This window comes from Janthinobacterium amylolyticum (genome assembly GCF_051380655.1).
Taxonomy (GTDB): domain Bacteria; phylum Pseudomonadota; class Gammaproteobacteria; order Burkholderiales; family Burkholderiaceae_D; genus Janthinobacterium.
This window is the reverse complement of sequence record NZ_JBNYXL010000009.1, coordinates 245,728-257,638: the sequence shown is the minus strand read 5'-3', so window position 1 is coordinate 257,638 and position 11,911 is coordinate 245,728. Positions and strand designations below refer to the sequence as shown.

Here is an 11,911-nt window from a genome sequence, read left to right as displayed (position 1 = left end):
GATTAGTGAGCTTCCTTGTTTTTGTTGTTTGAACCAATCAAATGCTGCACGGCCCGTTCCATTTTCATGAAGCGGGAGCCCTTGATTAATACTGTTGCATCCGAACGGCCGGACAAATGCGCATCAAGCGCCGCCAGCAAACCGTCGAACTGTTCGAAAAACTCCACGACCGTGCCTGATTCCTGGCTTGCGGCAGCCTGCGCCGGATTGACCAGATGGCGCGCCAGGCCGCCCGTCGCCAGCACGTGTTCGATGCCTTTGGCGGCGGCGTAGGCGCCGATCTCTTCGTGGAACTGCTGCCCCTGCGTGCCGACTTCGCCCATCTCGCCCAGCACCAGGATGCGCGGCGCGGCCGCTTGCGCCAGCACGTCGATGGCCGCACGCGCCGAATCCGGATTGGCGTTGTACGTGTCGTCGATGATGGTGGCGCCGTTGGCCGCGCGTTTTTTCTGCAGGCGGCCATTCACGGGAGAAAACGCCTGCAGGCCCTGCTTGATATGGTCGATGGCGATACCGGCGCCAATGGCGCAGGCCACCGCCGCCAGCGCATTGCGCACATTGTGCTCGCCAGCCGCCTGCAAGCCGATGAAGAACTGGCGCAGGCTGCCGTCCTGTGCGCGCACGCTGACGAACATGTCGCTGCCAAAATCCTCGGCCGCGCGGTGCGTGCAGCTCACGTCCGCCTCTTTCGACAGGCCGAAGGTGATCACGGCGCGCGCACCGGCCAGCTCACGCCACACGGGCGTAAATTCATCGCCATGCGGGAAGACGGCCACGCCGTCAGCGCCCAAGGCTGCCAGCGCGGCGCCGTTCTCGCGCGCCACCGCTTCCACCGTATGCATGAATTCCTGGTGTTCGCGCTGTGCATTGTTGACCACCGCCAGGGTTGGCGCGGCAATCGCCGCCAGGCGTGCGATTTCACCCGGATGATTCATGCCCATCTCGATGACGGCTGCCTTGTGCTGCCAGCTCAGGCGGAACAGGGTCAGGGGCACGCCGATTTCATTATTCAGGTTGCCGCGCGTGGCCAGGCGGCCTGCTTCGCCAAAGGCCGCCGCCAGGATCGATGCAATCATTTCCTTGACGGTGGTCTTGCCATTGCTGCCGGTGACGCCGATGACGGGTAAATTGAAACGCGCGCGCCAGTGATTGGCGATGCGTCCCAGCGCCACCAGGGTATCGGGCACCACGATGGCCGGCACTCTGACGCTGTCCCAGCTTGCAGGCAGGCGCTCGACCACCACGGCGGCCACGCCGCTGGCGGCCACCTGTTCCAGGAAGTCATGGGCATCGAAACTCTCGCCGCGCAGGGCGACGAACAAGGAACCGGCCGGGGCGCTGCGGCTGTCGGTGGACACGCCGTCAAAAACGGCGTCGCCCGTCAGCTGCGCGCCGTCCAGCGACGGCATCAGTTCTGCCAGGGTAGCGTGCATCAAGCTATCCATCAGTTCGTCCTCATCATCGTCAGGCGCGCGGACAATGCCAGCTGCGCATGGTCGGCATCGGAGAACGGCAGTTTCTTGCCCTTGATTTCCTGGTACGGCTCATGGCCCTTGCCCGCCAACAGGATCACGTCCGGCTTGGCCGCATGCTTGATGGCCGAAAGGATCGCCGCGGCGCGGTCTTCGATCGCTTGCGGCTGCGCGCCATCGGCACGCATGCCGGCGACGATCTGCGCGATGATGGTGTGCGGATCTTCGCTGCGCGGATTGTCGCTGGTGACCAGCACGTGGTCGGCCAGCTGCGCGATGGCGCCCATCTGCGGACGCTTGCCCGGATCGCGGTCGCCGCCGCAGCCGAATACACACCACAGTTCGCCGCCCCGCTCCTGCGCCACCTGGCGCAAGGCAGCCAGGGTTTTTTCCAGCGCGTCCGGCGTGTGCGCGTAGTCGATGACGACCATCGGCGCTTCCTGGCCGCCCACCTGCTGCATGCGGCCCGGGGCCGGCTGCAGCGATTCGATGCCGTCGACGGCGGCGCGCAAGCCGCTGCCGTGCGCCAGCAAGGCACCCAGCACGGCCAGCGCGTTGCTGATATTGAAATGGCCCACCAGCTGCGTCTTGACCAGTGCCACGCCCAGCGGGCATTCCAGGTGGAAGTCCGTGCCCGCATTGCGGCTGCGGAACTGGCTGGCCCGCAGCATCAGCACACCGGGCAGGTCGGGCAAGCTGGCCGCGTCCTGCAAGGTATAGCCGATGACGGGATATTCACCGGCCAACTTGCCGTCCACGTGGCGCGCCAGGCGCAGACCCATGGGGTCATCGAGGTTGATGACGGCCGTTTTCAAGCCCGGCCAGTCGAACAGTTTTACTTTGGCCGCCTCGTAGGCGGCCATGTCGCCATGGTAGTCGAGATGGTCGCGCGTCAGGTTGGTGAACATGGCGACATCAAAATGCATGCCGGCCGCGCGTTCCTGGTCAAGTCCGATGGACGACACCTCGATGGCGACGGCTTGCGCGCCGGCGTCGCGCATGGCGGCCAGTTTGCGCGCCAGCAGCACGGCGTCCGGCGTGGTGTAGCCGGTGACGTCGAATTCGATGGCGCCACGCGGCTTGCACAGGCCAACGCCCAAAGTACCGATGACGGACGCAGTTTCGCCGAGGCGCGCCAGCGCTTGCGCCAGCCACAGCGCGCACGAGGTCTTGCCATTCGTGCCCGTCACGCCGGCGCTGAACATGGCGCTGTCGGGCATGCCGTAGAACGCGTGGGCGATGGGGCCAGCCAGGCGTTTCAGGTCGGCCACGGCCAGCTGCGGCACATTCCAGGCTGCATCCCAGGAGAAACCTGTATCGTCAAACACGATGGCGGCGGCGCCCTGCTCGATGGCGGCGGCGATGAAATGCGTGGCGCCGGCATAGGCGAAAAACACGTCGCCGCGCTGCACGCGGCGCGAGTCGGACGTCAGCTGCCCGTTCGGGGCAGCCGCTTTGATCCACAAACTGATGTCTTGTATGGTCATGAGTGACTTCACATGGCCTCCGGGCCGGCATTGGCCGGGACCACGATTTCGGTAACGGAGGAATCGGGCGGTACGTTCATCGCGCGCAGCGCGTTGGTCGCAATCGCCGCGAAAGCGGGAGCGGCAACCTGGCCGCCATAGTGGGCCGGGCCGGTCGGTTCATCGATCATCACGGCAATGATGAAGCGCGGCGCCGACATCGGCACCATGCCCACGAAAGAGCCGATATATTTGCGCGGCATCGCATAGCGGCCGTTTTCCACTTTATAGGCGGTACCGGTCTTGCCGCCGACCCTGTAGCCGGCGACCTGGGCGCGCTTGGCCGAGCCGTGCGCGCCGGAGACCACCAGTTCCAGCATGGCGCGCATTTCGGCGGCCGTCTTCGGCTTGATCACTTGCTGGCCCACGGGCAGTTCATTGACCTTCTGGAACGACAGGGGAATCGTGTCGCCGTCGCGCGCGAACATCATGTAGGAGCGCGCCAGCTGGATCAGCGAGACGGAAATGCCGTTACCGTAGCTCATGGTCGCCTGTTCCACCGGGCGCCACGATTTATACGGGCGCACACGGCCGGCCACGGCGCCGGGGAAACCCCATTTCGGCTGCTGGCCGAAGCCCACCTTGGTAAACATTTCCCACATTTCCTGCGATGGCATGCCCAGCGCGATTTTCGAGGTGCCGATGTTCGACGACATTTCGATGATTTCGGAGACATTGATCACGCCGTGCGGCTTGGTGTCGGTGATCGTGCGGTCGGCGATGGTGTAGCGGCCAGGTCCCGTGTCGATCAGGGTGCCCGGCTTGACCCGGCCCGTGTCGAGCGCAAGCGAGACAGTGATCGGCTTCAGTGTCGAACCGGGCTCAAAGGTATCGGTCATGACGCGGTTGCGCAGCTGCTGGCCGGTGAGCTTGCGGCGGTCGTTCGGGTCGTAGCTCGGGTAGTTGGCCAGGGCCAGCACTTCGCCCGTGTGCACGTCAAGCACCACGGCGCCGCCGGCCTTGGCATTGAATTTCTCCACCGCTTCCTTCAACTGGGTGAAGGCGATGTACTGGATCTTGCTGTCGACGGACAGGGTCAGGTCCTTGCCGTCGTGCGGTTCGTGGATGAAACCGATGTCTTCGACGATGTGGCCCAGACGGTCCTTGATAACGCGGCGGCTGCCGGTGGTGCCGACGAGGGTTTTCTGCTGCGCCAGTTCCATGCTTTCCTGGCCCACGTCTTCCACATTGGTAAAGCCGACCACGTGGGTCATCACTTCACCCTGTGGATAAAAGCGCTTGTACTCCTTGCGCTCGTCGATGCCGTCGATGCCCAGCTTGGAAATCTTGTCGGCCACGTCCATCTCGACCTGGCGTTTCAGGTAGACGAAGCTGCGGTCCGAATCGAGCTTCTTGCGCAATTCGTTGACGTTCATTTCCAGAAGGCCGGCCAGCGCATTGATTTTTTCGGGCGACGCCTGCAGCACGTCGTCGGGAATCGCCCAGATGGCTTTCACGGGAACGGATGAAGCCAGCACCTGGCCATTGCGGTCGGTGATCTTGCCGCGCGTGGCCGGCAATTCCAGGGTGCGCTCGTAGCGCGCCTTGCCCTGCTTTTGCAGGAACTGCGTCGATACGCCTTGCAGCCACAGGGCGCGCGCGCCCAGGCCGGCGAAAGCGAAGAACAGCAGGAACAGCACGACGCGCGAACGCCAGACGGGCAGACGCACTGCCAGTACGGGGTTCTTCGAGAATGGCACGCCTGTCGATGCCGCCACCCGGCCGTTGCTGTTACCGCCCAACTTCATTATTCACCCTCCGTCAGGTACTGCGTGCGTGCCGCCGTCAGCGGCGTCATGCTCAGGTCGCGCCGCGCAATGGCTTCGATGCGTTCGTGCTTGCCCAGGGTGGACTGGTCCAGCTGCAGCTGCGCCCAGTCGATGTCGAGCTGGCGCGACAGCGCTTGCGCGCGCTCCAGGTCGATCAGCAGGTGGCGCGACTGATATTGCGCGTTCACCAGCGACAGGCCGCAGCACACCAACAGGGCCGACAGCACGACACACAGCTTGCCAGTCATCGGGGGCCGCCAGCTGGAATGGGCAAACGCTGCGCCACGCGCATCACGGCCGAACGCGAGCGCGGATTCGCCTCGATCTCGGCGTCGGACGGCTTCATTTTCGAGATCAGCTTCATTTCCGGCTGCGGCAAGTCGACCGCGCGGATCGGCAGGCGGCGGTCAGGCTGCTCGACGTTCGCCTTCGAGGCGAAGAAGCGCTTGACCATGCGGTCTTCCAGCGAATGGAAACTGATCACGGCCATGCGCGCGCCGGGCGCCAGGCAGGCATACGCCTGATTCAAACCGATCTCGAGATCCTCGAGCTCTTTGTTAATGAAAATGCGTATGGCCTGAAAGGTGCGGGTAGCGGGGTCCTTACCCTTCTCGCGGGTCTTGACGGCGCCTGCCACGATGCTGGCAAGCTGTCGTGTGCTTGAAATTGGCTGGACTGCCCGGCCAGCAACAATCGCCTTTGCAATCTGAAAAGCAAACCGTTCTTCCCCATAATCGCGTATCACTTTCTCTAAATTCTGCTCGGTTTCGACCGCCAGCCATTCAGCTGCGGAGATGCCGCGCGTGGTATCCATGCGCATGTCCAGCGGTCCGTCGTTGCGGAAGCTGAAACCGCGCGCCGCGTCGTCGACTTGCGGCGACGAGATGCCCAGGTCGAGCAGGATGCCATCGACCTGCCGCACGCCACGTTCGGCCAGGCTGGCCGTCATGGTGGCAAAACTGTCGTGGACAATCTGGAAGCGGGGGTCGGCGATCTGTTCGGCCGTGGCGATGGCTTGCAAGTCCTTGTCGAAGCCGATCAGGCGCGCGTCGTCCGCCAGGCGCGACAGAATCAATCGGCTATGCCCGCCGCGGCCAAAAGTGCCGTCGACGTAAATGCCATGCGCGCGTTCGCCCGACAGGTCGAGCGCGTCGACCGCTTCATCAAGCAGCACCGTGCGATGCTGAAATTCCGGCACCGTGAGTAGTGTCATTACGGAGCCTTAGAAAGAAAAATTGGAGAGTACATCGGGGGTGCCGGCATCGATCGCCTGCTGTTCTTGTTCGGCCAGTTTGGCGGCATCCCATATTTCAAAGTGGCTGCCCATGCCGATCATCATCACTTCGCGCGACAGCCCGACGGCGTTGCGCAATTCAGGGGAGATCAGCACGCGGCCCGCCGAGTCCAGCTCGACGTCGCAGGCGTTGCCGAGGAAGATGCGCTGCCAGGCGCGCGCCGACATGGGCCAGGTGGCGATTTGCTGGCGGTGGCTTTCCCACACGGGACGGGGAAAGAACAGCAGGCAGCCATCCGGGTGCTTGGTGAGGGTCAGGCGGCCTTCGCATTGAATCGCCAGCGCGTCACGGTGCTTGGCAGGGATAGACATCCTGCCTTTGGCATCGAGATTGATTGCGGACGCGCCTTGAAACACGGAAGACCTTTTTTAAGCTTGGGTTGCGACATCGTGGTGCCGCGCTGCCAGGGATAATTTCCCACAAAAATACACTTTTTCACACAGTTGCCCACTTTAGAGTAAGCAAAGATAGTGGTCAAGCGGTTTCCGATTGGCAAAACAGGAATTTTATTAATGAAATTAAGGACTTAGCGCATATCGTTGAAGGAGTCTCAAATAAAAATATATCGATAAATTAGATACTTATGACAGATAGTGAATGTGGTACCTCATCTGCACACATGTGTTTTCCTACCGTAAACATCGAAAAAGACGAAATCGAAAAATTGAATTTTTTACAGTTAGTTGACACATGACAATACTTTCGTCAGTCGGACACAACGGTAATTTGCCCGCAGGAAAGACTTGGTTTTCGGCAAAAAAATACTGCACAGGACACCCCCTTCCGCCATTTTCCGGGGCTGGCTTCAGCACCGAAAACTTATTTTGCAATGCAGCAATTAATTAAAACCAAGAAACTTTAACCAATTGTTCATTTTTAGTTGTATATACAACTTTATCTTAAACGCTATATTTTTAGAAACAAAAAAAGCCCCGTTGCGGGGGCTTTTTGGGTGGCGCGCGGCATCCATCTGCCGCGCGCCATGTCGCTGCCTGGCGCGCCAGGAAGCATGAATTCAAGTGAAGCAGGCCGGTAGGCCGGATTTTGTTACGGCGCCTTCCTTGCGGTCGGCGCTATGACAGTCATTCCTCTAGGCGCCAGATTACTCGGGCGCTCAAGCTTTCTACCCGCACGCTCCGCGAGCAGCATCATCGCGTGCCTATTTGAAATTGCACCAGGTGGAGGTTACCGCGTTTCACCGTAACTTAATACGCTCGTCTCTGTGGCCCTATTCCTCGCCTTATACTCCCCCAACATACAAGTACGCCGGGTCGGCTTTCAGCGGACGGCCGTTAACCGTCACCCCGCTCTATGGAGTCCGGACCTTCCTCCCGCCGGCGCATTGCTGCGCCAGCCAGCGACTGTCTGGCCTGCTTCACCCGGCATTGTACCGCGCCGCAGCATGTTTCTGCAAAAAGGCCTGTGCGGGTGCGACACGGCTGTCCGGGCCCTTTGCCGCCCCCCCGCCTGGGGGATTGTGTAATTCGGTGTCGCCATTTCAAAAGCCGGGCCAAATCGGCTCACATAGAATGGCGCAAGCTGCGCGCGTGCCGATGCGGCGCATGCGCACCGTTTGTCCGATTTTTCTTTGCCACCCCCACTAGAACATAAAGAGCCGAACATGACGCAACAATCCCGTACCGGTGGCCAGATCCTGGTCGATGCCCTGCAGATCCACGGCGTCGACACCGCCTTTGGCGTGCCTGGCGAAAGCTACCTCGACGTGCTCGACGCCCTGCACGATTCGGGCATCCGCTTCATCATCAACCGCCAGGAAGGCGGCGCCGCCTTCATGGCAGAAGCCTACGGCAAGCTGACGGGCAAGCCCGGCATCTGCTTCGTCACGCGCGGACCGGGCGCCACCAATGCCTCGATCGGCGTGCACACGGCCTACCAGGATTCGACCCCGATGATCCTCTTCATTGGCCAGGTGGGCAACGATTTCGTCGACCGCGAAGCGTTCCAGGAAATCGACTACCGCCGCATGTACGGCCAGATGGCCAAGTGGGTGGCGCAGATCGACCGCGCCGAGCGCATCCCCGAATACCTGGCGCGCGCCTTCCAGGTGGCCACCAGCGGCCGGCCCGGCCCCGTCGTGCTGGCCTTGCCGGAAGACATGCTTATATCCATGGCGGCCGTGGCCGATACGCGCCCCTACCAGCCCGTGCAGGCGGCCCCTTCCGCGGCACAGCTGCAGCAGCTGCGCGCCATGCTGGCCGGGGCGCAGCGTCCGCTGGTGCTGCTGGGCGGCACCACCTGGACGCCGCAAGCCTGCGCCGACCTGCAGCAGTTCGCCGAAAGCAACCATCTGCCCGTCGCGTGCGCCTTCCGCTTCCAGGACTTGCTCGACAATGCCCACCCGAACTACATCGGCGACGTCGGCATCGGCATCAACCCGAAACTGGCCGCGCGCGTCAAGGCAGCCGACCTGGTCATCGCCATCGGCCCGCGCCTCGGTGAAATGACCACGGGCGGCTATACCCTGTTCGACTCGCCCGTGCCGCGCCAGCGCCTGGTGCACATCCACACGGATGCCGAGGAACTGGGCAGCGTCTATCAGGCTGAACTGATGATCAACAGCGGCATGCCGCAAATATGCGCGATGCTGGCCGCCATGGCGCCCGTCGACGCAGCCGCCTGGCAGCAGACTCCGGCCGAAGCCAGGGCCGAGCTGGCCGCCTACCAGCAGCAGCCGCCCATCTTCCAGGATGGCCAGGCGCCGCTCGACCTGTGGCAGGTAACGCAGGAGATCATGGCGCAAGTGCCGGCTGACACCATCCTGACGAATGGCGCCGGCAACTATGCCTCGTGGGCGCACCGCTTCTACCACTACGGCGGCATGCGCACGCAGCTAGCGCCGACCAACGGCGCCATGGGCTATGGCGTGCCGTCCGGCGTGGCGGCAAAAATCGTGCATCCCGAGCGCACCGTGATCACCTTTGCCGGCGATGGCGAATACATGATGAATGGCCAGGAACTGGCCACCGCCGTGCAATATCAGGCAGGCGTGGTCATCATCGTCTTCAATAACCAGATGTTCGGCACCATCCGCATGCACCAGGAGCGCGACTACCCAGGCCGCGTATCGGGCACGACCTTGCATAACCCGGACTTCGCGGCGCTGGCGCTGGCGTATGGCGCGCACGGCGAAGTGGTGAATACAACGGAAGAGTTCGCTCCCGCCCTGCGGCGCGCGCTGGCGCATGCCCAGGCACACAGCTTGCCGGCCTTGATCGAGCTGCGCTATGACGGCAACCTGATCACGCCGAACGCCACCCTGGCCACCATCCGCGCCACGGCGGAAAAGGCGCAATTGGCAAAATAAGCCCGCTGCAGGCTGCAAAATGGCAAAGGCCCGGTCGATACCGGGCCTTTTTCATTTCAAACGACAACAAGCTACGCGGCGGACGGCGCGGGCGCGCTCTCCTGCAGGGGCGCGGCCGGTGCCGGCTCGGCCGGTGCCGGCTCGGCTGGTGCCGCCTCGGCGGGCGCTTCGGGCACGACCGGGCATGGCGTGCACGTTTTCAAGGCGCGGCCAAAGTCGCGCACGCGGCTTAGCTTCATGGGCATGCGCACATTGCCGCCGCAGTAATCGCCTTCCAGGGTCAGGGTCTGGCCATCCCTGGAAAATTTGCCGGCGATGGTGCGCTCTTCGCTGTCGGCGCCCGTAATGGTGAAGTCGAACGCGCCCGTGGCGGCATCGAGATTGACGTCGCTGGCGACGATGGGCCAGCTCAGGGCGCCTGCCGTGAACTCATAGATGACGGAATCGGCCTCGGCAAACCGGTGCAGGGTAACGCGCTGGCCACCAATTTCGCCGCTGTCCTTCTGCAGGCACAGGTCGGAATACACGGCCACCCCATAGCGTTCCAGTCCGGCAGGCTTCTTGCCCTTGACGGCGGCGGCAGCGGCGCCGCTGGCGCCTGCCAGCAACAGCGCGGCCAGCATGGCGGCCAGGCGCGGCGATTTCATTGAATACATGGCATTCCTATACTTTAGTAACAGCAACATTATAACTGCCGCCGCGAATGCAAAAACGCGCCGCCAGGACTAGCCTGGAGACGCGTTTCTTTGCTTGAAGACATCCCCGAAGGGATGCCTGCAGCGGTACTAAGCTTCGCTTGCGCGAATATTAGAACGAGTGACGAACGCCAACGTTGAAGGCTTTGTCGCCCGTACCAACATTGCTGTTGTTACCAACGGTGTAGCCAGCGCCGTTTTTGTTCTTGATCTTGGCGTACGAAGCGTAGGTGCTCGTGCGCTTCGACAGAGCGTAGGAGTAACCCAGTGCCCATTGATCAGCATCAGCGTTAGCAACGTCTTTGTCGTTCGTGCGGATGAACGAAGCCATCACGGTGCCAGCGGTGCCGACAGGTACGGTTGCGCCAACCAGGATGTTGTTGCTATCGCGGCTGAATGGAGCGTCAACACCACCGAATGCGTTACGGGTCGAGAACGAACCGTTAGCGTTTTGTACGGCGTTGTTAGCGATCGTGCTGTTGTAGCCTTTGTTCACGCCGTATGCGACGTAAGCTTTAACAACTGCGAAGTCGTAGTTAGCTGCCAGCAGGTAGTTACGTGCGCTACCGATTTCGAACTGGGTGTTGTCGGTGTTGTTGTAAGCAAAGCGAGCGTTCAGAGGACCGTTCGAGTAGCCAGCCGACGCGCCGATTTGGCGGCCGATTTTGTTCGAATCAGCGTTTTCGCCGAAGGTGTAAGCTACGTCAGCGTCAAAGCCGTTGAAGCTTGGCGAAGCGTAAACCACGGTGTTGCTGGTGCGGGTGTTCGCTGGGAACAAGTTCTTAGCGGAACCAGCGTAGCCAGCTGCGAATGGGTCAGCAACTTTCGACAGGGTGTTGTACCAAGGCGTGTATTGACGACCCAGGGTCAGGGTACCGGTCGTTTTGCTGCTCAGGCCAACGTAAGCTTGACGGTTGAAGATCGAACCGGCTTTGTCTTGCGTACCGTTGTCAACGTTAAAACCCGTTTCCAGAACGAACAGTGCCGACAGGCCGCTGCCCAGATCTTCGGTGCCTTTGAAGCCGATACGGGAAGCCGAAGCAACGCCGCTGTCCAGCTTGTTAACGTTGCCGTTAACACCGCCGCGCTCGCTGACGAAACCAGCGTCAACGGTACCGTAGATAACAACGCTCGATTGAGCTTGGGCTACGCCGGTGGCTGCTGCCAGGACTGCCAGGGTGATCAGAGTTTTTTTCATTGCAATTTCCTTTAATTTTTGAAGCAAAAAGTAATACAGCCTATGCATCTCGAGCTGCGCTCTAACAGAGCGCTTTTTATGAGTGAGGGCAAGGTCTCCACCTGCCACATTGCTGTTCCGGTCAGAGGAACATTCATATCGGTATCGGCACGCTATTGCACCGATAAGCTTGAGGCTGCATAACGACCGTCATTCGTGCGCCGTTTCGGGTGCTCAGAGGGCACCGGAAGCGGCACTATAACGACCGTTTCACATTCCATCAAGTTCCAACATGTTACTTCCGGTACCAGGCCGAGGGCTTTTTCAGGCATCCCGACCATCGCCAACCGTACTACGCGACAGAGCCAGTGCCCCTTGCCAACCAATGCATTGGCCTGATTGACCATTCCATCATAGCGCATGCCTTGTGAACACCCGTTGTATTAGTGCAACAGTATCAGGCGCATGATTAAAACGTCAACATGCTTTACCCGTCATTCGCCGTCCATGATTTACACGACAAAGCGCACAATTTGTAAGGTGATAATGGATAAACGGGACGAAGCATACACCGCATTGCCAATGTTTGCCGTGGCGTGCCCGAAAATGGGAAATAGTGCGCACTTTTTTGGTGCGCCGCCGCATGATTCCG

9 protein-coding genes and 1 other RNA gene are annotated in these 11,911 nt (G+C 61.2%); 1 reads left to right on the top strand and 9 read right to left on the bottom strand.

The features are described 5' to 3' along the window. Positions 1–2: 2 nt before the first annotated feature. From ACQ4WR_RS20430 to rnpB, 7 genes are all read right to left on the bottom strand, one after another. The gene (locus ACQ4WR_RS20430; protein WP_436489602.1) at positions 3–1,433 is read right to left on the bottom strand and encodes a UDP-N-acetylmuramoyl-tripeptide--D-alanyl-D-alanine ligase; all 1,431 of its coding nucleotides are present in this window, start codon (positions 1,431–1,433) and stop codon (positions 3–5) included. A gap of 11 nt (positions 1,434–1,444) precedes the next feature. Next, a complete protein-coding gene (locus tag ACQ4WR_RS20425; RefSeq protein WP_436489546.1) occupies positions 1,445–2,959 on the bottom strand; it encodes a UDP-N-acetylmuramoyl-L-alanyl-D-glutamate--2,6-diaminopimelate ligase in 1,515 nt (504 codons plus the stop codon). Between the two features lie 8 nt (positions 2,960–2,967). After that, complete coding sequence (locus tag ACQ4WR_RS20420) at positions 2,968–4,746, bottom strand: peptidoglycan D,D-transpeptidase FtsI family protein (protein ID WP_102295557.1); 1,779 nt, start codon at positions 4,744–4,746, stop codon at positions 2,968–2,970. After that, positions 4,746–5,015 carry a cell division protein FtsL gene (gene ftsL, locus ACQ4WR_RS20415; RefSeq protein ID WP_010394930.1) on the bottom strand — a complete coding sequence of 90 codons (270 nt, stop codon included), beginning with the start codon at positions 5,013–5,015 and terminating at the stop codon, positions 4,746–4,748. Before ftsL ends, ACQ4WR_RS20420 begins: the two co-directional genes overlap by 1 nt. Further along, complete coding sequence (rsmH, locus tag ACQ4WR_RS20410; protein ID WP_102295558.1) at positions 5,012–5,980, bottom strand: 16S rRNA (cytosine(1402)-N(4))-methyltransferase RsmH; 969 nt, start codon at positions 5,978–5,980, stop codon at positions 5,012–5,014. Before rsmH ends, ftsL begins: the two co-directional genes overlap by 4 nt. A gap of 9 nt (positions 5,981–5,989) precedes the next feature. Beyond that, positions 5,990–6,418, bottom strand: coding sequence for a division/cell wall cluster transcriptional repressor MraZ (gene mraZ, locus ACQ4WR_RS20405; RefSeq protein ID WP_086145305.1), 429 nt, complete (start codon positions 6,416–6,418; stop codon positions 5,990–5,992). Positions 6,419–7,079: 661 nt separating this feature from the next. Next, positions 7,080–7,439, bottom strand: an RNA gene (rnpB, locus tag ACQ4WR_RS20400) — RNase P RNA component class A. Between the two features lie 244 nt (positions 7,440–7,683). Here rnpB and ACQ4WR_RS20395 point away from each other — a divergent pair. Beyond that, a complete protein-coding gene (locus ACQ4WR_RS20395; RefSeq protein ID WP_436489543.1) occupies positions 7,684–9,387 on the top strand; it encodes a thiamine pyrophosphate-binding protein in 1,704 nt (567 codons plus the stop codon). A 71-nt stretch (positions 9,388–9,458) separates the two neighbouring features. Here ACQ4WR_RS20395 and ACQ4WR_RS20390 read toward each other — a convergent pair whose 3' ends face one another. Further along, positions 9,459–10,043, bottom strand: coding sequence for a hypothetical protein (locus ACQ4WR_RS20390; RefSeq protein ID WP_436489542.1), 585 nt, complete (start codon positions 10,041–10,043; stop codon positions 9,459–9,461). 151 nt (positions 10,044–10,194) lie between these two features. Beyond that, complete coding sequence (locus ACQ4WR_RS20385) at positions 10,195–11,280, bottom strand: porin (protein ID WP_436489540.1); 1,086 nt, start codon at positions 11,278–11,280, stop codon at positions 10,195–10,197. Positions 11,281–11,911: the final 631 nt, after the last annotated feature.